Source organism: Aeromicrobium panaciterrae (genome assembly GCF_039537165.1).
GTDB classification, from domain to species: domain Bacteria; phylum Actinomycetota; class Actinomycetes; order Propionibacteriales; family Nocardioidaceae; genus Aeromicrobium; species Aeromicrobium panaciterrae.
This window is the reverse complement of the sequence record NZ_BAAAZZ010000002.1, coordinates 1,876,990-1,897,431: the sequence shown is the minus strand read 5'-3', so window position 1 is coordinate 1,897,431 and position 20,442 is coordinate 1,876,990. Positions and strand designations below refer to the sequence as shown.

The following is a 20,442-nucleotide window of genomic DNA, read 5'->3' as shown; positions in this document are numbered from 1 at the left end:
AGATCCTCGATCGCGGCAGCGTCACGCTGGTGGGCGGTGGGCCCGGCGATCCGGGTCTTGTGACGGTCGCCGGGCGCGAGGCCATCGAGCAGGCCGACGTGATCATCACCGACCGGCTCGCACCGCTGGCCGCCCTTGCCTGGGCCCGTCCCGACGTCGAGATCATCGATGTCGCCAAGATCCCCGGCGGCCGATCGACGAGCCAGGACGAGATCAACCAGCTCTTGGTGGAGCACGCCAAGTCCGGCAAGAAGGTCGTGCGGTTCAAGGGCGGTGACAACTTCGTGTTCGGTCGTGGCAGCGAGGAGCTCCTCGCCTGCATCCATGCCGGCATCGAGGCACGCGTCATACCGGGCGTCAGCTCGTCGATCGCCGCGCCGGCATCTGCCGGCATCCCTGTCACACATCGCGGACTCACCCAGGGCTTCACGGTGATCTCCGGCCACGTACCGCCCGGCCATCCCGAGTCGACCCTCGACTACGCGGCCCTGGCGACCTCCGGCACGACGATCGTGGTGCTGATGGGCGTACGCACGCTCAGCGCGATCTGCGCCGCCCTCGCTGACGGTGGTCTCGATCCCGACACGCCGGCGGCCGTGATCGCGGATGGCACGATGCCCAGCCAGCGCGTCGTACGGGCGACCCTTGCGACGATCGACGAGGCCGCGGCCGACATCGGCGCCCCCGCGGTCGCCGTGATCGGCCAGGTCGCCGACATCGAAGGACTGGCGTGATCCTGTGGGTGCGGCATGGCCAGTCGACGTGGAATGCCATGGATCGCATGCAGGGGCACGAGCTCAGCCCGCCGCTGACCGACCTGGGCCGCGAGCAGGCCGCCCTGGCCGCTGAGGCGCTGCTCGGCCGAAGCGTCGTACGCATCCTCAGCTCGCCGGCCGTACGCGCCCGGCAGACCGCGGACGTGATCGCCGACCGCCTGGGCCTCGACGTCGTCGAAGAACCGCTGCTCCTGGAGAAGGGTCTCGACGAGGACAAGAGCCGCGTCCAGGCTCGTATTCGTACGCTTCTCGCCCGCGATCTGCCGGCCGACACGGTCGCAGTGAGCCACGGCGACGTCATCGGATACGCCGTCGAGCTGCTCACGGGAAGCCTGCCCGGGGTGCCCGCCAACGGATCCATCACCCAGGTCGATCCGGACACTCGACAGGCCGCCGTCGCGATGCCCTAGGATGACTGCACCGAGGTCGAGGAAGCCGGTGGGACTCCGGCGCAGTAGCGCTACTGTGACACCCGCATCAGCGAGTGAAGCCAGACCCAAGATCTCGGACGTCAATTCCATTCATGGGACGCAATCATCCCGTCAGGAGAATCCATGTCACAGGTCATCACCGCCACACCCGAGATCGAGATCGCGTCGATCCCCGTCCGCGAGCTCGCCCCTTGGGCGCTGTTCTTCGGTCTCATCGGAGCCTTCGTCCTGTTCTTCATCAGCGCCGACCAGGGTGCAGTGTCGATCCCGGCGGGCACAGCCATTCACGAGTGGGTCCACGATGGACGCCACCTCCTCGGCTTCCCCTGCCACTGATCCACCTCTCCCCGCCGGATCCGCATTGGCGGTCCGGCCCTTTCGGCATACCTGAACGGACTTCCATGACCCCCCGCAACCTCCTCGTACGAGGACTTCTCGCCGGCCTCATCGCCGGCATCCTGACCTTCGCCGTGGCATACATCGCCGGCGAACCTTCTGTCGACGCCGCGATCCAGGTCGAGGCCGCCGGCGAACCCGCCGCACACTCCCACGACGACTCCACCGAGCACACGCATGAGGAGGGCGCGACTGAGCACTCCCACGACGAAGAGGGTGGCACCGCGGTGTCCCGCCAGACCCAGTCGACGTGGGGCCTTCTCACCGCGACCGTGGCGACCGGCATCGCTTTGGGCGGCATCGTCGCCCTGGCCGCCGCCTTCGCGCTGGGTCGCATCGGCCGCCTCCGGCCGAGCCAGTCGACGGCACTCGTCACGGCTCTTGGCTTCGTCTCGGTGGCGCTGGTCCCGTTCCTCAAGTACCCCGCCACCCCACCGGCTGTCGGCAATGCCGACACCATCGGTGACCGCACGGTTCAGTACTTCGTGATGCTCGCGATCTCGGTGATCACGATGATCGCCGTCGTCGTGTTGTTCCGCGCTCTCGTCGGACGGCTCGGGACCTACACCGCCGCGATCGTCAGCGCGGCGACCTATCTCGGTGTCGTGATCCTGGCAGGCCAGCTCATGCCGACCGTCAACGAGATCGGCGACTTCCCAGCCGACACGCTGTGGTACTTCCGCCGCGGCTCGCTCATGACCCTGGCGACGCTCTGGGGCACCCTGGGCATTGCGCTGACTGGCCTGATCGGCACGCTCCACACCCAGGAATCGCTCACCGCGGCTCGCAAGGATCTGGCGGCAAGCCTGTGAACGCCTACACGCCAGTCAGCCCGCCATCCCCGGCGATCACCGCCGAAGCGACCGAGCGCCTCGGTGGCCTCGCAACACCCCCGGGCGCACTCGGCCAGCTGGGCGACCTCGCCATCTGGGTCGCCGCGACACAGGGTGTCGTACCGCCGGCTCCGGTCGACCACGTCCGCGCGGTGATCTTCGCCGGCGACCACGGCGTCTCCGACCACGGCGTCTCGGCGTTCCCCAAGGCGATCACCCCGGCCATGGTGCGCACGTTCCTGATCGGCAAGGCGGGAGTCTCGGTGCTCGCCGCCCAGCACGGCGTGTCCGTACGCGTGCTCGATCTCGGCGTCGATGACGATCTCGAGGGCGTGGCTCCCGAGGTCACGGCCTTCAAGGTGCGACGCGGCAGCGGCGCGATCCATCTCGAGGATGCGCTGACCACCGAGGAGACGCTCCAGGCGATCGCCGCCGGTGAGACCGTCGCCGCCGAGGAGATCGCTGCCGGTGCGCAGCTGTTGATCAGCGGCGACATGGGCATCGGCAACACGACTCCGGCGGCGGCGTTGATCGCCGCCTCGCTCGGTCTCCCCGCCATGGAGGTGACGGGGCGCGGTACCGGGATCGATGAGTCCGCCCTCGCGCACAAGATGGCCGTCGTCCAGCAGGCGCTCGACCGTGCCGGTGAACGTACGTCCGATCCGATCGACACCCTCACGGCACTGGGCAGCGCCGATCTCGCAGCCGCGGCTGGCTTCATGGCCGCCGCTGCCCGAGCCGGGATTCCCGTGCTGCTCGACGGTGTCATCTCGGTGGCCGCGGCCGTCATGGCCGATCGACTGGCTCCGGGTGCTGCCGCCTGGTTCGCCGCCGGACATCGCTCGACCGAGCCGGCCCAGTCGTTCGCGCTCGACAAGCTCGGCCTGGAGCCGATCCTCGACGTCGGGATGCGGCTCGGCGAAGGCAGCGGCGCAGTCGCCGCGGTGCCGCTCGTACGCTCGGCGGCCCTGCTGCTTTCCGACGTGGCGTTGCTCGCCGACCTGATGTGATCAACTCCTGGCGACTCGCCGTCGGCACCCTGACCGCCCTGCGGTGGCGGCCGCCGACAGCGGTCGACCGGGACGTCGCCGGACGGGCGATGCTGCTGGCGCCGCTTGCCGTAGCGCCGCTGGGGCTGCTGGTGGGCCTGGTCTGCTGGGGCGGCCGCGAGCTGGAGCTCGCTCCATGGGCGGTCGCGTTCGTCGCGGTCGGCGCACTGGCCCTCGGCAGCCGCGCACTGCACCTCGACGGCCTCTCCGACGTCGCCGACGGGCTGACCGCGTCGTACGACCGGGACCGCTCGCTCGAGGTCATGAAGGGCGGCACGGCCGGGCCCGCCGGCGCTGCGGCGCTCGTCCTGGTGCTCGGCATCCAGGCGGCGTCGCTCGCGGCCGTCATCTCTGCTCCGCGCGGACCCGTTGTCGCCGGACTGCTCGTGTGCTGCTCGCGGGCGATCCTGTCGGTGACCTGCGCCCGGGGAGTTCCCGCGGCCCGGCTCGACGGGCTCGCCGTGACATACGCCGGGACGGTGCCCCGTACGACAACCCTGCTGACCTGGCTCGTCGTCGCACTGCTGTGCTGCGGCGTGCTCGACTGGGCCGGCTGGCCGTGGTGGCACGGGATCGTCGTCGCCGGTGCCGGCCTCGCGGTCGGTGCAGCGCTGACGTACCGCTGCGTGCGCAGGTTCGGCGGCGTCACCGGCGACGTGTTCGGCGCCGCGATCGAGGTCACCCTCGCCGCGATGCTCTTCGCCGCAACCTGAGTCCCAGGTTTCCCAGCAGGAGCCAGGTTCCTGTCACTCCTCCACTGTTGCAACAAGGGAGGAGTGACAGGTTCAGGGGACCTGCTGGGAAACCGTCACAGCTTCAGCACACGGCCGGCCACGACCAGCAGCACGTCGTCGCACTCCTCGGCGACGCGCTGGTTGACGGTCCCGAGCAGATCTCGGAAGACCCGGCCCGAACGGTGCTCTGGCACCACGCTCATACCGACCTCGTTGGTCACCACGACGAGGGTGCCCTGATGCTCAGACATCGCAGCCAGCGCGTCATCGAGACGTTCGAACAGCACCGGCTCCCAGTCGTCCCGCACCGCATTCCAGCCGTCGAGCTCATCGATGGTCGAGGTGAGCCAGGTGCCGAGACAGTCGATCAGCACCGCACCATCGGCGGCACGGATCGCCCCCGCCAGGTCTGCGCTCTCGACCGTCGTCCAGTGAGAAGGTCGCCGACTCTGGTGCACCGCGATCCGCTCGGCCCACTCGGGATCGCCCTCGGGGTCAGCGGGCGGGCCCGGCGCCACGTACGTGACGTGCGGCTCGGCGAGCACCAACGACTCGGCGTGAAACGACTTGCCGGAGCGTACGCCGCCCGTGATCAGAACCTTCATGGCACCTCGCTACTGTCAGGTGCACCCTACCGACGACGACACGCACCCGAGGAGGCCGAATGCGCGCACGCGCTGCGGGTCTGGCTCTGGGCTACGCCGCCGATCGCGTCTTCGGGGATCCGAGCCGCTTCCATCCGGTCGCCGGCTTCGGCACGGTGGCCGGCCGCCTCGAGCAGCGGATGTACCGCGACGACCGCGCGACCGGGATTGCCTACACGTCGATCCTGGTCGGCGCCACGGCCGCAGCCGGCCTGGTCACCGAGCGTCTGACATCCCGGCGGCCCGTCGTGCGTACGCTCCTCACCGCCGCATCGACCTGGGCCGTGCTCGGTGGTCGCTCGCTCTCGCGGGAGGCCGAACGCGTTCACGCCTTGCTGGCTGCCGGCGACCTGCCGGCTGCGCGCCGACAGCTCACACACCTGGTGGGGCGCGATCCGTCCGAGCTCGACGCCGACGAGATCTCCCGCGCCACCGTCGAGTCGGTCGCCGAGAACACCTCCGATGCCGTGGTGGCTCCCCTGCTCGCCGGTGCCGTCGGCGGAATCAGCGGCCTCGTCGCCTACCGCGCCGCCAACACCCTCGATGCGATGGTCGGTCACCTGAGCCCGCGCTACCGCCAGTTCGGCTGGGCCGCGGCGCGACTCGACGACGTCCTCAACCTCGTGCCGGCCCGCGCCGCGGCGTTCCTCGGCGCGACGCTCGCGCCCGTCGTCGGCGGCTCGCCTCGGGCGGCGGTCACGGCCTGGGCCCGCGATGCCGGCGGCCACCCCAGCCCCAACGCAGGACCCGTCGAGGCGGCATTTGCGGGAGCCCTGGGCGTTCGGCTGGGCGGCACCAACACGTACGGAGAACGAGTCGAGCATCGACCGGCCCTGGGCGACGGTCCCGGCGCGTCCCCACGGGACATCGACCGTTCCGTCCAGCTCGCCGACGCCGTCGGACTTGCCGCCCTGGCGGTCAGCGTCCTGGTCGCGCTGCGACCCAGGCGGCGGCAGCAGCAGCGTCGCTGACGACCTCGACACCCACCGGGACCGCCGAACGCCGGACGATGACGACCGGGATGTCACGCTCGTTGGCGACCTGCATCTTGGACCAGGTGAAGCTGCCGCCGGAGTCCTTGGTCACCAGCACGTCGACATCGGTCATGAGCGCCCGCTCGTCCTCGAGCTCGTACGGCCCACGACTCAGCAGCAACGTCCAGCGCTCCGGCAGGTCGATGTCCGGCTCGTCCACGACCCTGACGAGCGCGGCCGTGTCGTTGAGCGCATCGACGAACCGGCCCAGCGACTGACGGCCCACGGTCAGGAATGGCCGGTCACCCAGCGTCGCCGTGAGCCCGGCGGCCTCGTCGTGGTCATCGACCCAGTGCCAGCGATCGGCCCCCGGCGCCGCTGACCACCCCGGTCGCTCGAGCCGCAGCAGGGGTACGCGATCTTCCGAGCAGGCAGCCAAGGCGTTGGCGCTCATACCCGTGGCAAACGGGTGCGTCGCATCGACGACAGCCGTGATGCGGTGCTCCCGGAGATAGGACCGCAGCCCGTCGACTCCACCGAATCCGCCGATCTGCACCTCACCGACCGGCAACCGGGGCCGGGCGACCCGACCGGCCAGCGACGACACGAACGAGACACCCGCATCTTGCAGCAGGACGGCGAGCTCGCGGGCCTCACCCGTGCCGCCGAGCACCAGTGTCGTCATGCGCCCGGGGGCAAGGTCGGTACGGACGGTGCACCGTTCGTCGCGATGCCGAGCAGTGCGTCGACGTCGAGGCGGTCCTCCACGAGATCCGCCAGCAGGTCGAGCCGCGCCTCTCGGCGTTCGGCGAAGCTCATGTCCGCCACCTCGTACGTCCGCCCTGCCATGGCCGCCGCTTCTGCCAGGAAGGCTCGACGGAAGTCATCGGACTCCAGGCTGCCGTGCCACATGGTCCCGAAGACGTTGCCGGAGCGAGCACCTCCGAGGAACTCCTCAGCGTCTCCGCGAGTGATGCGCCCGTGATGGATCTCGTAGCCGGACGCCTCAGCGCCCAGGGCCAAGCCGGTGGGCAGCCGCAACACCTTCTCCGCAGCGAATGTCGTGTCGACGTCGAGCATCCCCAGGCCGTCGACCGCAGCTCCTGCCGAGCCCTCGACACCCTCGGGATCGACGATGCTCCGCCCCAGCATCTGGAACCCGCCACAGATGCCCAGCACCGGCAGGCCCGCATCGGCGTGCTCGCGGATCGCCCGGTCGAGCCCGCGTGACCGCAGCCAGGCCAGGTCGGAGATCGTCGCCCGCGTACCCGGCAGCACCACCAGGTCGGCATCGCTGACAGCGCGCGCGTCGGAGGCGAACACGACGTCCACCCCGGGTTCGATGCCGAGAGCGTCGACGTCGGTGAAGTTGCTGATGCGCGGCAGTCGTACGACGGCGACCTTGAGCGCCCCGCCAGCTGCCGCGCGGCGACCGGAGAGATCGAGCGCATCCTCGGAGTCGAGCCACACGTCAGGGCTCCACGGGAGGACGCCGAACACCCGGCGGCCGGTGAGCTCCTCGAGCCGATCGAGTCCAGGCTTGAGGAGCGTCTCGTCTCCGCGGAACTTGTTGACGACGAACCCGGCGAGCAGTCGCTGGTCCTCGGCCGACAGCAGTGCCACGGTGCCGTACATCGCGGCGAACACCCCGCCACGGTCGATGTCGCCGACCACGACCGTCGGGATGTCGGCGTGTCTGGCCAGGCCCATGTTGACGTAGTCGCCGGCGCGCAGGTTGATCTCGGTCGGACTGCCGGCACCCTCGGCCACGACGAGGTCGTAGCGGCTGGCCAGGTCGTCGTACGCATCGTGGGCCGACTGCTCCAGGTGCGTACGACCGCCGATGAACTCCGCCGACGAGATCTCACCGGCCGGCTTGCCCATGACGACGACATGGCTGCGCCGGTCGCCACCGGGCTTGAGGAGCACCGGGTTCATGGCCGCCTCCGGCACGGCTCCGGCGGCGAGCGCCTGGACCCACTGGGCTCGCCCGATCTCCGCGAACCCACCGTCCGGCCCCGCACAGACCATCGAGTTGTTCGACATGTTCTGCGCCTTGTAGGGCGCGACCTTGAGGCCCCGGCGGGCGAAGGCCCGGCACAGCCCCGTGGTGACGACGCTCTTGCCGGCATCCGAGGTCGTACCGGCGACAAGCAGCGCCGCGGTGCCGCTCCTCATGTCTTCCGCGGTGCCGCGTTGAGCCAGCCGCGCAGCACGCCGGTGATCCAGGGCAGCGCGAGATAGGTCATGATCGGCGTCATCACGCCAACCGTGACGAGCACGCGCAGCGGGAGCCACCACTCGGAGGCGACGTCCTTGGCGAGGTAGTTGGAGGCGACGCTCAGCGGGAAGAACACCAGGAAGATCGCGCACATCTGCTTCCAGCGCGGTGGTGGCGGCGCTGCTGGGCGGAGGTCCTGGACGTCGACGCCCGACGGCTCGTCGAACCACCCCTCGATACCCGTACGGTGCTCTCGCCTCGACTCATCGACGAAGCCCTGGCCCGAGTCGAGCCACCAACGGCGCTGCGCCGAGAGCTCCCACGCCTCGAGAGCCTCCTGCGAGGAGAAGCGATAGAGCATGTGCCAGTCGGTGGAGTCCTTCTGGGGACGGATCCAGCCCGAGCCCAGGAATCCGTCGAACCGTGTGGCCAGCTCCGTGCCGGCACGCAGCCAGGCCAGCATCTGGTCTTCCTGCGCAGGGTCGACCTGACGCGTGATCGAGACGGTGACAGGCCCAGTCATGGCAACAGACTAGGACCGGCGCATCACCTCGCGCCGCCGAGTACCGTTTGGGCATGACCCTGGGTGATGAGCTCCGCATCTCGCTGGACGGCAAGTGGCGTCACGTACGTGAGAAGTCCCGCGTCGAGCTCGCGGGTCTTGACCTCGCGTACGACCACGACCTCAACCTCGAGCAGGCACGCATGCGCGGACTCGAGCAGATGCGCAAGCTCGTGCCGACCGGCGTCCCCGCCTCGGGCTTCAAGGTCGAGAACGGTGGCACCGGCGATCCAGGCATGGCCGTCACGGGCATCGGCATGCTCGCGCAGTTCGACCTCTCGCTCATGGTCAAGGCCGGCGTCCAGTGGGGACTGTTCGGTGGTGCCATCGAGAACCTCGGCACCAAGAAGCACCACGACCTCTACATCCGCGACCTGATCAACCTCGACCTCATCGGCTGCTTCGCGATGACCGAGACGGGTCACGGCAGCGACGTGCAGAGCATCGAGACGACGGCGACGTACGACATCGAGACCCAGCAGTTCGTGATCAACTCGCCGACACCGTCGTCGCGCAAGGACTACATCGGCGGCGCCGCACTGCACGCCGAGGTCGGCGCAGTGTTTGCACAGCTCATCACCAAGGGCGAGAACCATGGCGTCCACTGCTTCGTGGTGCCGCTGCGTGACAAGGAGGGCAACGACCTGCCCGGTGTCACGACGTCCGACTGCGGACACAAGGGCGGCCTGGGTGGTGTCGACAACGGCCGCATCATGTTCGACCACGTCCGCATCCCACGCGACAACCTGCTCAACAAGTACGGCCAGGTCGATGAGGGAGGCACCTACTCGTCGCCGATCGACAACGTCAACCGGCGCTTCTTCACGATGCTCGGCACCCTCGTGCGCGGCCGAGTCAGCGTCGGCGGCTCGGCCAGCGCCGCCTGCGAGGTGGCCCTCAGCATTGCCGGGCGCTATGCGCTGGAGCGGAAGCAGTTCGGGCCGGCGCCGGGCGACGAGGTCACGCTGATGGACTACCGGATGCACCAGCGCCGGCTGCTCCCGCTGATTGCCAAGTCGTACGCCTACCGCTTCGCCCAGAACCAGCTGACCGCCCGCATGCACCGCCTGCAGACCACCGACGAACCGGATCCGCAGGAGTCGCGCGAGCTGGAGGGCCGCGCTGCCGGGCTCAAGGCCGCTCAGACCTGGCACGCGACGAAGGCGATCCAGGAGGCTCGCGAGGCCTGCGGTGGCGCCGGCTATCTCGCCGAGAACCGCCTCACGACGCTCAAGGGCGACACCGACGTCTTCACGACGTTCGAGGGCGACAACCACGTGCTGTTCCAGCTCGTGGCCAAGGAGCTGCTCACGGCGTACGCGCAGGAGGTCGGCGGTCTCGACCCGGTGGGCCTCGTACGGTTCGCCGCCGGCACCGTCGCCGACGTCGTCAAGGAACGCACCGCGGCGTCCCAGCTGATCCAGCGGCTGATCGACGCGCGACCCGGCAAGAGCGACGACGACCACGACCTGCTCGACCGTGGCGCACAGCTCGACCTGTTCGAGGACCGCGAGCAGCACGTCCTCGAGACCGCGGCACGGCGTCTGCGCCGCGCCGACAAGGACGACCCCAAGGCTGCGTTCGAGGTGTTCAACGCGGCACAGGACCACGTGATCCGGGCCGGCCGGGTGCACATCGACCGCATCGTGCTCGAGGCGTTCACCGCCGGCATCGCCCGCTGCGAGGACCAGGAGGCGCAGGACGTGCTCCGCGATGTCTGCTCGCTGTATGCGCTGACGACGATCGAGGAGGACCTCGCGTGGTTCATGGGGCACAACCGCCTCGCCGACACCCGCGCCAAGACCGTCACGTCACTGGTCAACGAGCTGCTGGTCAAGCTCCGCCCGCACACCCTCGCGCTGATCGAGGGCTTCGGCGTCCCCGAGGACTCCCTCAACGCCGTCATGCTCCACTAGCGATCCCCGAGATTTGATGGATCTTGGCCCTTCTGCGGCCCTGAAACGGGCCAAAACCCATCAAATCTGGGTCAGGAGTCTCCTTTAGAAGTCTCCGGCTGAGGAGCGGAGGGCCTTCAGGAGCTCGTAGGTCTTTTCCTGGTCCTTGGCGTCGAGACCGTCGATCGCGAAGTCGATCGACATGAGTGCCTTGGTCGACGCGGCCATGACGTCCTTGCCCTTGGCGGTGAGCTCGGCGAACGTACGCCGGCGGTCCGCCACATCCGGGCGGCGCTTCACGAGCCCCTGCGCCTCGAGCCGGTCGATCGCATTGGTCACCGAGGTCGGGTGCACCATGAGACGCTCACCGATCTTGCTGAGCGGCAGCGAGCCCTCGGCGCTGAACGAGATCAGCACGAGCACCTCGTAACGGGCGAACGTGATCTCGTACGGTCTCAGCGCGGCGTCGAGCTCGGAGAGAATGAGCTGCTGGACTCGCATGATGGACGTGGCGAGCTTCATGGGTGTGGATTCGCCGATGCGGTTGGACCAGATGCTGGCCGCGCGCTCGATCGGATCGAATGGGAGCTTCGGGTCCGTGGGCACGCTCACATCCTAGACAGGTGGCAATTAGTTGGACGCCCGACTATTTTAGTACCTAGCAATTCTTGCACCCGACATACTGAGGGACGATGAACGAGAAGACTCTGCACGAGCCGAAGCATCCCGTACGTTTCGTCACAGCGTCCGCGCTGTTCGACGGGCACGACGCGTCGATCAACATCATGCGACGCATCCTCCAGTCGCAGGGCGCCGAGGTGATCCACCTCGGGCACAACCGCTCGGTTGCCGAGGTCGTCGACGCCGCGATCGACGAAGACGTGCAGGGCGTCGCGGTCAGCTCCTATCAGGGCGGACACGTCGAGTACTTCGAGTACCTCACCGAGTCGCTGCGCGAGCGCGGTGCCGGACACGTCAAGGTGTACGGCGGCGGTGGCGGCGTGATCGTCCCCGCGGAGATCGAGCGGCTCCGCACGGCCGGCGTCACGATCTTCTCCCCCGAGGACGGCCAGCGCCTCGGCCTCGTCGGCATGATCAACACGATGATCGAGGCCTGCGACACCGATCTGTGGGACGAGAGCCAGCCGGGCGCCGACGCCGTACGGTCCGGCGACCGCGGTGCACTCTCCCGGGCTGTCACGGGCGCCGAGCTCGGGCGTCTCGGCCAGGACTTCATCGAGGAGATCCGCAAGACGTCAGCCAGCTCCGGCACGCCGGTCCTCGGCATCACCGGCACGGGCGGTTCCGGCAAGTCGTCACTGACCGACGAGATCGTCCGGCGCTTCCGCCTCGACCAGCAGGACAAGCTCCGCATCGGCGTCATCGCGATCGACCCCACGCGGCGGCGCGGCGGCGGCGCACTGCTCGGCGACCGCATCCGGATGAACTCCCTCGACGGCGACCGCATCTACTTCCGCTCGCTGGCGACCCGCGGCAACCACGAGGTGCCCGAGTGCCTGCCCGACGTCATCGACCTGTTCAAGGCCGCGGGCCACGACCTCGTCATCATCGAGACCCCCGGCATCGGCCAGGGTGACGCCGCGATCGTGCCGTTCGTCGACACCTCGATGTACGTCATGACACCCGAGTTCGGCGCCGCCTCGCAGCTGGAGAAGATCGACATGCTCGACTTCGCCGACGTCGTGGCGATCAACAAGTTCGAGCGCCGCGGCGCCAAGGACGCGCTCCGCGACGTCGGCCACCAGCTCGTGCGCAACCGTGAGGCGTTCGGCAAGAAGCCCGAGGACATGCCGGTGTTCGGTACGTCGGCGGCGACGTTCAACGACGACGGCGTGACCGCGCTCTACCAGCACCTGATCACGCTGCTGGCCCCTGCAGGACTCGAGATCAGCGAAGGCGTCCTGCCGCTCACCGACGTCCGCCATTCCAGCGGCATCGCACAGGTCGTGCCGCCGGAGCGCACCCGCTACCTCTCGGAGATCACCGAGACCGTACGCGGCTACCACGCGACCACCGAGAAGGTCGCCGAGCAGGCCCGCCGCGTGCAGCGCCTCGACGCCGTGGCGCAGGAGCTTGAGTCAGAAGAGCTCGACGCGCTGCTCAAGGCGGCAAGGCAAGAGCTGCCGGTCGACGTCGCCGAGCAGATCGAGCGCTGGCCGTCGGTCGTCGAGTCGTACGACGGCGACGAGATGGTCGTCAACATCCGCAGCACCGAGAACCGTACGGCGTTGACCCGTGAGTCGCTGTCCGGCACGAAGGTACGCCGCGTCAGCCTGCCCAAGCACACCGATCACGGCGACCTGGTCACGTACTGGCGCCGCGAAAACCTTCCGGGCCACTTCCCGTTCACCGCCGGCGTCTTCCCGTTCAAGCGAGAGGGCGAGGACCCCGCACGCATGTTCGCCGGCGAGGGCGACCCGTTCCGCACCAACCGTCGCTTCAAGCTGCTCTCCGAGGACGGCCAGGCCACGCGCCTGTCGACCGCCTTCGACTCCGTCACGCTGTATGGCCGCGACCCCGATCTGCGCCCCGACATCTACGGCAAGGTCGGCACGTCCGGCGTCTCCGTCGCGACGCTCGACGACATGAAGGCGTTGTACGACGGCTTCGACCTCATCTCCCCGACCACCTCGGTGTCGATGACGATCAACGGTCCCGCACCCACCGTGCTGGCGTTCTTCCTCAACACCGCGATCGACCAGCAGGTCGACCTGTTCCGCGAGGAGCACGGCCGTGAGCCCGATGCCGACGAGCACGGCGTGCTGGCGAGGCACGCGATGCAGAACGTACGCGGCACCGTCCAGGCCGACATCCTCAAGGAGGACCAGGGCCAGAACACCTGCCTGTTCTCCACCGAGTTCAGCCTGCGGATGATGGCCGACATCCAGGAGTGGTTCATCGCCAACGAGGTCCGCAACTTCTACTCCGTCAGCATCTCCGGCTATCACATCGCCGAGGCCGGGGCCAACCCGATCAGCCAGCTCGCGTTCACCCTGGCCAACGGGTTCACGTACGTCGAGGCCTACCTCGCGCGCGGCATGGACATCAACGACTTCGCACCCAACCTGTCGTTCTTCTTCTCCAACGGCATGGATGTCGAGTACTCCGTCCTCGGCCGGGTCGCCCGCCGCATCTGGGCCATCACGATGCGCGACAAGTACGGCGCCAACGAGCGCTCGCAGAAGCTCAAGTACCACGTGCAGACGTCCGGCCGCTCCCTGCACGCGCAGGAGATGAGCTTCAACGACATCCGCACGACGTTGCAGGCACTCATCGCGATCTATGACAACGCCAACAGCCTGCACACCAATGCGTACGACGAGGCCGTCACGACCCCGTCGGAGGAGTCCGTACGCCGGGCGCTGGCGATCCAGCTCGTCATCAACCGCGAGTGGGGCCTGGCGATGAACGAGAACCCGACGCAGGGCGCCTACGTCATCGACGAGCTCACCGACCTGCTCGAGGAGGCCGTGCTCCTGGAGTTCGACCGCATCAACGAGCGCGGCGGCGTGCTCGGCGCGATGGAGACCGGCTACCAGCGTGGCCGCATCCAAGACGAGTCGATGCTGTACGAGCAGCGCAAGCACGACGGCTCGCTGCCGATCGTCGGCGTCAACACGTTCCTCAACCCGCACCCGGAGCGCGAGGCCCACCCCGTCGAGCTGGCTCGGGCAACCGAGGACGAGAAGTCGTCGCAGCTGCGCCGCGTGCAGGAGTTCCACGCCGCGCACAGCGTCGAGGCCACGGAGGCGATCGACAGGCTCAAGCACGCCGCGATCAACCACGAGAACGTGTTCGCCGCGTTGATGGACGCCGCCCGCGTCTGCTCGCTGCAGCAGGTCACGGAGGCGTTCTTCGAGGTCGGCGGCCAGTACCGCCGCAATGTCTGACGCGCGTCGTACGTGGTGCGGGTCTAGCGTTTGGGCATGACCAAGGCCGAAGACGAGCTCAAGCGCCGACGCAACGCCAGAGGTGAGCACCGGCTGCCACCGGCGATCGCGGTCATCATCGCGATCGCCGCGTACGCAGCACTGCCGAAGACTCTGCTCATCGGCCCGCGCTACGTCATTCCGGCCATAGAGGTGGCGCTGCTCATCGCGCTGATCGCCACCAACCCCACTCGGATGACGCGCGAGACCCGGTGGTCCCGCAAGGCGTCAATCGTCCTGTCGTCGCTCGTGATCATGTCCAACCTCGTCGCGCTCGGGATGCTGGTCGATGCGATGACGGAGAAGGGCACCGCCGGTGGCCCGCTGCTCATCGCTGCAGGTCAGGTGTGGGTGACGGGGGTGATCGGCTTCGGCCTGCTGTTCTGGGAGATCGATCGCGGCGGCCCGGTCGCTCGCCGCGTCAAGACCCATGCCGACATGCAGCCGGCCGACTGGCGGTTCTCGCAGGACGAGAACCATGACGCCGTCGCCGAGGTCGCCGGATCGGCAAGCAAGAACTCCGGCTGGATCGCGACGTTCCCCGACTACCTGTACGTCTCCCTGACCAACTCCAGCGCGTTCAGCCCGACCGACACGATGCCGCTCTCGGTCCGCGCCAAAGCCCTGATGGGCGTCGAGGCAACGGCAGCATTGCTGACATCCCTGCTGGTCATCGCCCGAGCGGTCGGCTCCCTCGGCGGCTAGGCCGCACCCGGGCCAAACTCCGACTCGAAGTCGAATACGTCAGCCGGAGCGCCTGGAGACTCTCCGCCGTCATAGGTGAACGTGATCGGATTGCCCTCTCCCGTGTCGAGACTGACTGGCAGGCCGGACTTGGCGTCGACGTACAACGTGGCGACGGAGTCCGTCAGCGACAGGCACTCAACACCGTCGATCGTCTCGCGCCCTCCGAGGACGAGATCACTGCCCGCTCCCACCAGGTTGAGCATGCTCTGGCGATCGAACTGGTCCAACCCTTCGATCGGTCCGGAATCGAATCGGACCCATTTGTTGCTGACAATCTCCTGCATCTTCGCGACAACGTCTTCGCTGAATCCCCGCTGCCGTCCCATTCCGCCCCAATACGCAGAATCACCCTTCACGAAGAAGTCTTCTCCTACAGATCGCATCTCAAGCTTCAGACCGTCGATCACAAATGTGCCGAACGCGTCTCCAGATCGCACATAGGTGAAGTCGAGATCCACCTTCTGGTCCTCGTTGCTGAAGTCGCCGGCCATCGTCACGGAAGGCGCGTCTGCAAGCGCGTCTTGTGTCTTGTCATAGAGCGCGTCGGCCGAGAGCGAGCTCAGTTCGTCGGCCGACTTCGAATCCGACCCCCCACATCCCGACAGCGCCAGGGTGATGGCAAAGAGGGTCGCAGCGGCGACGGCACGTGTGAGATTCATGGGCCGTGACGCTACCTGAACCGCGGCCAGTATCGTCGCAGCGTGACCAGCCTCCCCACGTACGAGCAGATCGTTCAGCTTCCGGCCTACTTCGACCAGACGGTTCCCGAAGAGTTCATCGACGAGAACGGTCACATGAACATCGGCGACTACTTCCGGTTGTGCTCGCACTCCATGTGGAAGTCCACGATCGTTGCTGGCCTGGGCGAGACATACATCGACGACCACCAGAAGAGCATCTTCACGGTTGAGCAGCACATGCGCTACTACGGCGAGCTCCGACTCGGCGAGCGCTTCACGATCCACACCCGGCTCATCGAACGCTCGGCGCGCGTGCTGCACGGGATCTCGTTCGTCGTCGACCAGCAGAAGAAGGCACTGGCCTGCACCCAGGAGACGACCCTGGTCCATGTCAGCACCGAGACGCGGGCCGCGGTCGACTTCACGCCCGACATCGCCGCAGGTCTGGACGAGCTGATCAACGCCGGCGATGCGCTGGGCTGGGACGCTCCGGTGTGCGGCGCGATGGGCCTTCGCAAGCGATGAAGGACGACCTCGGCCACCCGGTCGAGCTGACCGCGCCGGCTCGTCGAGTGGTCTCGCTCGTGCCGTCGCTGACCGAGGCGGTGGCCGCGACTCGGCCCGAGGCGCTGGTCGGTGCCACCGACTGGTGCACGCATCCAGCGGACCTCGACGTGCCGCGAGTCCGCGGCACCAAGAACCCAGACCGCGCTGCCATCGCCGCTCTCGAGCCCGACATCGTGCTGGCCAACCGCGAGGAGAATCGCGAGCTCGACGTCGAGCGGCTCCGCGCGGCCGGGATCGCCGTCTGGGTCACGGAGATCGAGACGGTCGACCAGGCGTTTGCCTCGATGGCGCGCATGTTCGAGGCCCTGGGCTGGGACGAGCCCGGGTGGCTCGGCGAAGCGCGGTCGGTGTGGGATGTGCCGGTCGAGTCGAGCGGTCGACGCGTCGCCGTACCGATCTGGCGGGATCCGTGGATGGTGGTCGGCTCCCGTACGTTCACCGGCGACGTCCTCAACCGCCTCGGCCTGGTCAACGCCTTCGGCGAGTCAGCCGATCGCTACCCGCACACCGAGCTGGGCGACATCGATCGTGGTGACATCGACCTCGTGCTGCTGCCGGACGAGCCGTACGTGTTCACCGCCGATGACGGGCCCGAGGCGTTCACCCAGGCGCCGACGGTGCTGGTCTCAGGTCGCGCCCTGACCTGGTACGGCCCCTCCATGCTCACGGCAAGAGCCGAGCTCCTCGCCGCGATCTCGTCAGTCGAGTAGCAAGGCCGCCCGAGCCATCTCCGTTGGTCGAGTAGCGCTCAGGAGCGCTTCGCGGGGGCCTTCTTGGCTGCAGTTTTGGCCGGTGCCTTCTTTGCGGGGGCCTTCTTGGCTGCAGTTTTGGCCGGTGCGTTCTTCGCGGGCGTGGCCTTCTTGGCAGCCGCCTTCACCGGCGCCTTCTTCGCGACGGCCTTCGCTGGCGTGGCGGCGACCCTGGCGGGCGTCTTCGCCGGTGTGGCAACAGTCTTCTTGGCCGCCGCCTTCTTGCTCGGCGTGGCCTTCTTGGCGGTCTTCTTGGCCGCAGCGGTCGCCTTCTTGGCGAGCGAGCGCGACTTGCCCTCGCCATAGCGCTGCTCGAGCGCACGTACGGTCGTCGGGTTGTCGGCCACCACGAGCGGCGTCTCGCCGACGATCGCGTTGTGGCTGCCCCAGGCGAGGTACTTGGCCGTCAGGTTGATCATGGTGGCGAACCGGTTGCGGTTGCCCAGCAGCGTGGCGATGTGGAGGGCGACCCAGATGAACCACGCCGGGAAGCCCTTGAGCCGCGGCAGGCCCTTGATCTGCGCGATCGCCGAGGCGCGGCCGATCGTGGCCATGGTGCCCTTGTCGCGGTACTTGAAGGACTTCATGTCCTTGCCGTCCTGCGCACGGTCGATCAGCTTGGCGACGTGCTTGCCGGCCTGGATCGCGGGCTGGGCCAGCTGCGGGAGAGGTTCGGGGCTGATCGCGACGTCACCGATGGCGTAGACGTCCTTGAGGCCCTCGACGTCCCAGTGTGCGCCGGTCACGATGCGGCCACCGCGACCCTGCGGGACGTTCCAGTCGCCGAGGGTGCTGTGGGCTGTTACACCACTGGCCCAGACCACGATGCCGGCTTGGAGGAACTCCTCCTTGTCGCCCTTCACGATCACGACGCCGTCGCTGCGTACCTCCTTGACCGTGGTCTCAAGGCGCAGGTCGACGTCACGCTTCTCCAGAGCCTTGCGAGCGTACTCGCGCAGGTTGGGATGGAACGGCCCGAGCACGTGCGGACCCATCTCCACCAAAGTGATGTGGATGCGCTTGCGGTCGAGCTCGGGGTAGGTCGTCGGCATGTCGTTGTTGCGCAGCTCGGCGAAGGCGCCGGCCGTCTCGACGCCTGTGGCGCCGCCACCGACGACCACGATGCGCAGGTCCTCGTCGATGCGGTTGATGACGGCGTTCTCGAGCGCGGCGAACATGCGGTCACGCACGGCGAGAGCCTGCGAACGCTTGTAGAGCGGCATCGCGAACTCCTCGGCACCCGGGACGCCGAAGAAGTTGGTGGTCACGCCCGAGGCAAGGATCAGGTGGTCGTACGAGACCGTGAGACCACTCTCGAGGCCCAGCGTCTTGGTGGCGTGGTCCATCGTGAGGACGGTGCCCTTGATGAAACGCACGTTCTTCTGCTTGGCGCGGATCGCGCGGAGGAACCACGTCACGTCGCCGGGGTTGAGGCTGGCGGTCGCGACCTGGTAGAGGAGCGGCTGGAACGTGTTGTAGGTGTGGCGATCAATCAGGGTGACGTCGACATCGGCTCGCTTGAGCTTGCGGACGGCAGCGATTCCACCGAATCCGCCTCCGACGACGACAACGTGCGGGCGGGACGGTGAGCTCTTGGCCATGCCACCAGTTTATCGGTGCAGCTACCCTGCGCCGAATCCGCGCGGTGTGATCTAGACCCGGGCTTCGCGCTTGTTGAGCATGACGATCACCACGATGGCTGCGGCCGTCCACGGCCAGCCGACGCCGACCAGCGCGACCGACATCGGGAGCGACACGACAGCGAGCACCATCGTGGTGGTGCGCGCCCGTGAGACACCCCGCAGGAGCAGCGCCGCCGAGGCACATGCCAGGAGCGCCAGCACCCCGCACACCACGAAGTAGATGAACATCCAGGTCACGAAATCGGACGGTTCGACACCGAGGTCGTCGAACGCGCGCCTGGTCGAACCCTTCGAGATCGAGTCAACGTAGGACTCACGCGCCGTCGTGTAGACGAGCACGAAGTAGGCGGAGAACATCACGACGAGCCACGAGCCGATCATCGTCACGAGACCCGCGATGCGTTCGGGCTTCGCCAGCTCACGCGTCGGCGCCGCGACTGCAGCAGGAGCAGCAGCGGGAACCACGATCGGCTCGGCCGGACGAGCCGGGGTCACGCCGTTCTTGGCGTCGAACCACGCCCGTGACTCCGGCGACCACAGCTGCATCGCGCACACGACGGCCAGCGCCGCCGGGAGCAGTCCGGCGAGTCCGCCGACGGCGACGAACCCGACGAAGGCGAGACCACACATCACGGTCAGGTAGACCCGTGAGCCGCGATGACCGCGCGCGGCGAACACGGCAAAGACGATGCCGGCGATCGACAGGAACACGACGACGTACGCGATGCGGCGCAGCCACTCGATGACCTCGGTGACCGAGAGGTTGACGCCGTCGAAAGCCGGGTCGTCCAGGGCGTCGCGCACGGATTCTTGCAGCTCGATCGATCCCCAGTCGGAGAGCGCCGAGACCAGGTAGCCGAACACGATCAGGCTGGTCAGGCCGACGTACACGCATGCCATCGTCACGGAAGGTGGTCGACGGGTCTCGGTCACCCGCTCATCCCATCACACCCGAGGAAACGGCCCGAAAAAGATTTCTGGAAAAAGGTGTCAGGAGTTGTGGGGTCTGGTGCTCCTACCTACAAGCAACACCACAGACCAGCCGAAAGCACCTCACACCAGGAGTCATCATGAACCGCACGATCCGCAACCTCGTCATCGCCGTCCCGCTCGCCACGGTCGGCCTCACCATGGTCAACGTCGCGGCGGCAACCGCCGACCCGATCGACCCGAACTTCCCGATCGCCATCCCCGACGAGCCCAAGGGACCCGGCGACAAGGCGCCGCTGCCGCAGCCCAAGCCTCCGCAGGACAAGGCGCCGCTGCCCCAGCCCAAGCCCGAGGACAAGGCCCCCAAGCCGCAGGCACAGCCCCAGGGCGGCAACCAGACGGTCGCCGTGCCGACGGTCGACACCCAGAAGGCCGACACGGCTGTCGAGGTCGTCAGCGCCCATGGATCGGCCGACTCGATCGACCGCACCGACGCACTGTTCGCCGGCGGACCGGCCGAGACCGAGCTCACCGCCACCACCGACGACGGCGGACTCGACCTGACGTGGCTGCTCCTCGGTGGTGGCGTCGTCACCGCCTCGGGCATCGCGTTCGCCGCCCGCAAGCGCCAGCAGAACGCCTGATTCACTCGAAGCGCCTC

The 20,442-nt window shown here is 68.0% G+C and carries 21 protein-coding genes; 13 read left to right on the top strand and 8 right to left on the bottom strand.

What is annotated here, in order from left to right:
* Positions 1 to 2: 2 nt before the first annotated feature.
* From cobA to ABD683_RS10125, 6 genes are all read left to right on the top strand, one after another.
* Positions 3 to 734, top strand: coding sequence for a uroporphyrinogen-III C-methyltransferase (cobA, locus tag ABD683_RS10150; RefSeq protein WP_425548531.1), 732 nt, complete (start codon positions 3 to 5; stop codon positions 732 to 734).
* On the top strand, positions 731 to 1,186 hold the full coding sequence (locus ABD683_RS10145) for a histidine phosphatase family protein (RefSeq protein ID WP_344769625.1): 456 nt from the start codon (positions 731 to 733) through the stop codon (positions 1,184 to 1,186). Before cobA ends, ABD683_RS10145 begins: the two co-directional genes overlap by 4 nt.
* A gap of 144 nt (positions 1,187 to 1,330) precedes the next feature.
* Entirely contained in the window at positions 1,331 to 1,543 is a 213-nt protein-coding gene (locus ABD683_RS10140) for a CbtB domain-containing protein (protein WP_309972225.1), read from the top strand.
* 65 nt (positions 1,544 to 1,608) lie between these two features.
* Positions 1,609 to 2,415, top strand: a complete 807-nt coding sequence (locus tag ABD683_RS10135; protein ID WP_344769621.1) for a CbtA family protein — start codon at positions 1,609 to 1,611, stop codon at positions 2,413 to 2,415.
* Positions 2,412 to 3,446, top strand: coding sequence for a nicotinate-nucleotide--dimethylbenzimidazole phosphoribosyltransferase (cobT, locus tag ABD683_RS10130; protein WP_344769619.1), 1,035 nt, complete (start codon positions 2,412 to 2,414; stop codon positions 3,444 to 3,446). The genes ABD683_RS10135 and cobT overlap by 4 nt, the downstream gene beginning before the upstream one ends.
* Positions 3,443 to 4,198, top strand: a complete 756-nt coding sequence (locus ABD683_RS10125) for an adenosylcobinamide-GDP ribazoletransferase (protein WP_344769618.1) — start codon at positions 3,443 to 3,445, stop codon at positions 4,196 to 4,198. Before cobT ends, ABD683_RS10125 begins: the two co-directional genes overlap by 4 nt.
* A 95-nt stretch (positions 4,199 to 4,293) precedes the next feature.
* On the opposite strand, the gene cobU is transcribed toward ABD683_RS10125, so the two are convergent.
* Positions 4,294 to 4,824: a bifunctional adenosylcobinamide kinase/adenosylcobinamide-phosphate guanylyltransferase gene (gene cobU / locus ABD683_RS10120; protein WP_344769616.1), complete on the bottom strand. Its 531-nt coding sequence runs from the start codon at positions 4,822 to 4,824 to the stop codon at positions 4,294 to 4,296.
* Between the two features lie 59 nt (positions 4,825 to 4,883).
* On the opposite strand from cobU, the gene ABD683_RS10115 reads away from it, so the two are divergent.
* On the top strand, positions 4,884 to 5,834 hold the full coding sequence (locus tag ABD683_RS10115) for a cobalamin biosynthesis protein (protein ID WP_344769614.1): 951 nt from the start codon (positions 4,884 to 4,886) through the stop codon (positions 5,832 to 5,834).
* Here the strand turns inward: ABD683_RS10115 and ABD683_RS10110 are convergent.
* Genes ABD683_RS10110 through ABD683_RS10100 form a run of 3 tightly spaced genes read right to left on the bottom strand, consistent with a single transcriptional unit; the run spans position 5,782 to position 8,581 of the window.
* The gene (locus ABD683_RS10110) at positions 5,782 to 6,522 is read right to left on the bottom strand and encodes a cobalt-precorrin-6A reductase (RefSeq protein ID WP_344769612.1); all 741 of its coding nucleotides are present in this window, start codon (positions 6,520 to 6,522) and stop codon (positions 5,782 to 5,784) included. The genes ABD683_RS10115 and ABD683_RS10110 overlap by 53 nt on opposite strands.
* Complete coding sequence (locus ABD683_RS10105) at positions 6,519 to 8,015, bottom strand: cobyric acid synthase (protein WP_344769610.1); 1,497 nt, start codon at positions 8,013 to 8,015, stop codon at positions 6,519 to 6,521. Before ABD683_RS10105 ends, ABD683_RS10110 begins: the two co-directional genes overlap by 4 nt.
* Positions 8,012 to 8,581: an antibiotic biosynthesis monooxygenase gene (locus ABD683_RS10100; RefSeq protein WP_344769609.1), complete on the bottom strand. Its 570-nt coding sequence runs from the start codon at positions 8,579 to 8,581 to the stop codon at positions 8,012 to 8,014. The genes ABD683_RS10105 and ABD683_RS10100 overlap by 4 nt, the downstream gene beginning before the upstream one ends.
* 53 nt (positions 8,582 to 8,634) lie before the next feature.
* Between ABD683_RS10100 and ABD683_RS10095 the strand changes: the two genes are divergently transcribed.
* The gene (locus tag ABD683_RS10095) at positions 8,635 to 10,536 is read left to right on the top strand and encodes an acyl-CoA dehydrogenase family protein (protein ID WP_344769607.1); all 1,902 of its coding nucleotides are present in this window, start codon (positions 8,635 to 8,637) and stop codon (positions 10,534 to 10,536) included.
* Positions 10,537 to 10,620: 84 nt separating this feature from the next.
* On the opposite strand, the gene ABD683_RS10090 is transcribed toward ABD683_RS10095, so the two are convergent.
* On the bottom strand, positions 10,621 to 11,121 hold the full coding sequence (locus ABD683_RS10090) for a MarR family winged helix-turn-helix transcriptional regulator (RefSeq protein WP_344769605.1): 501 nt from the start codon (positions 11,119 to 11,121) through the stop codon (positions 10,621 to 10,623).
* Positions 11,122 to 11,207: 86 nt separating this feature from the next.
* Here ABD683_RS10090 and icmF point away from each other — a divergent pair, with 86 nt between their 5' ends.
* Together icmF and ABD683_RS10080 are read left to right on the top strand one after the other, a co-directional pair.
* Positions 11,208 to 14,426, top strand: coding sequence for a fused isobutyryl-CoA mutase/GTPase IcmF (icmF, locus tag ABD683_RS10085; protein WP_344769603.1), 3,219 nt, complete (start codon positions 11,208 to 11,210; stop codon positions 14,424 to 14,426).
* A gap of 36 nt (positions 14,427 to 14,462) precedes the next feature.
* Entirely contained in the window at positions 14,463 to 15,170 is a 708-nt protein-coding gene (locus ABD683_RS10080; RefSeq protein WP_344769601.1) for a hypothetical protein, read from the top strand.
* On the opposite strand, the gene ABD683_RS10075 is transcribed toward ABD683_RS10080, so the two are convergent.
* Positions 15,167 to 15,709, bottom strand: a complete 543-nt coding sequence (locus ABD683_RS10075) for a hypothetical protein (protein WP_344769600.1) — start codon at positions 15,707 to 15,709, stop codon at positions 15,167 to 15,169. The genes ABD683_RS10080 and ABD683_RS10075 overlap by 4 nt on opposite strands.
* A 204-nt stretch (positions 15,710 to 15,913) precedes the next feature.
* Between ABD683_RS10075 and ABD683_RS10070 the strand changes: the two genes are divergently transcribed.
* Positions 15,914 to 16,417, top strand: coding sequence for a thioesterase family protein (locus tag ABD683_RS10070; protein WP_344769598.1), 504 nt, complete (start codon positions 15,914 to 15,916; stop codon positions 16,415 to 16,417).
* Complete coding sequence (locus ABD683_RS10065; protein WP_344769596.1) at positions 16,414 to 17,169, top strand: helical backbone metal receptor; 756 nt, start codon at positions 16,414 to 16,416, stop codon at positions 17,167 to 17,169. Before ABD683_RS10070 ends, ABD683_RS10065 begins: the two co-directional genes overlap by 4 nt.
* Before the next feature lie 38 nt (positions 17,170 to 17,207).
* On the opposite strand, the gene ABD683_RS10060 is transcribed toward ABD683_RS10065, so the two are convergent.
* Complete coding sequence (locus tag ABD683_RS10060; RefSeq protein ID WP_344769595.1) at positions 17,208 to 18,809, bottom strand: NAD(P)/FAD-dependent oxidoreductase; 1,602 nt, start codon at positions 18,807 to 18,809, stop codon at positions 17,208 to 17,210.
* A gap of 51 nt (positions 18,810 to 18,860) precedes the next feature.
* Complete coding sequence (locus ABD683_RS10055; protein WP_344769593.1) at positions 18,861 to 19,784, bottom strand: hypothetical protein; 924 nt, start codon at positions 19,782 to 19,784, stop codon at positions 18,861 to 18,863.
* A 137-nt stretch (positions 19,785 to 19,921) separates the two neighbouring features.
* Between ABD683_RS10055 and ABD683_RS10050 the strand changes: the two genes are divergently transcribed.
* Positions 19,922 to 20,425 carry a hypothetical protein gene (locus ABD683_RS10050; RefSeq protein WP_344769591.1) on the top strand — a complete coding sequence of 168 codons (504 nt, stop codon included), beginning with the start codon at positions 19,922 to 19,924 and terminating at the stop codon, positions 20,423 to 20,425.
* The last annotated feature ends 17 nt before the right edge of the window (positions 20,426 to 20,442 follow it).

What these genes read in the sequence shown, in the direction of transcription:
- ABD683_RS10095 (WP_344769607.1), top strand. Translation starts at nt 8,635, where the DNA reads ATGACCCTGGGTGATGAGCTCCGCATCTCGCTGGACGGCAAGTGGCGT.
- ABD683_RS10110 (WP_344769612.1), bottom strand. Translation starts at nt 6,522, where the DNA reads ATGACGACACTGGTGCTCGGCGGCACGGGTGAGGCCCGCGAGCTCGCC.
- ABD683_RS10050 (WP_344769591.1), top strand. Translation starts at nt 19,922, where the DNA reads ATGAACCGCACGATCCGCAACCTCGTCATCGCCGTCCCGCTCGCCACG.
- ABD683_RS10100 (WP_344769609.1), bottom strand. Translation starts at nt 8,581, where the DNA reads ATGACTGGGCCTGTCACCGTCTCGATCACGCGTCAGGTCGACCCTGCG.
- ABD683_RS10060 (WP_344769595.1), bottom strand. Translation starts at nt 18,809, where the DNA reads ATGGCCAAGAGCTCACCGTCCCGCCCGCACGTTGTCGTCGTCGGAGGC.
- ABD683_RS10135 (WP_344769621.1), top strand. Translation starts at nt 1,609, where the DNA reads ATGACCCCCCGCAACCTCCTCGTACGAGGACTTCTCGCCGGCCTCATC.
- ABD683_RS10115 (WP_344769614.1), top strand. Translation starts at nt 4,884, where the DNA reads ATGCGCGCACGCGCTGCGGGTCTGGCTCTGGGCTACGCCGCCGATCGC.
- cobU (WP_344769616.1), bottom strand. Translation starts at nt 4,824, where the DNA reads ATGAAGGTTCTGATCACGGGCGGCGTACGCTCCGGCAAGTCGTTTCAC.
- ABD683_RS10080 (WP_344769601.1), top strand. Translation starts at nt 14,463, where the DNA reads ATGACCAAGGCCGAAGACGAGCTCAAGCGCCGACGCAACGCCAGAGGT.
- ABD683_RS10140 (WP_309972225.1), top strand. Translation starts at nt 1,331, where the DNA reads ATGTCACAGGTCATCACCGCCACACCCGAGATCGAGATCGCGTCGATC.
- ABD683_RS10105 (WP_344769610.1), bottom strand. Translation starts at nt 8,015, where the DNA reads ATGAGGAGCGGCACCGCGGCGCTGCTTGTCGCCGGTACGACCTCGGAT.
- ABD683_RS10065 (WP_344769596.1), top strand. Translation starts at nt 16,414, where the DNA reads ATGAAGGACGACCTCGGCCACCCGGTCGAGCTGACCGCGCCGGCTCGT.
- icmF (WP_344769603.1), top strand. Translation starts at nt 11,208, where the DNA reads ATGAACGAGAAGACTCTGCACGAGCCGAAGCATCCCGTACGTTTCGTC.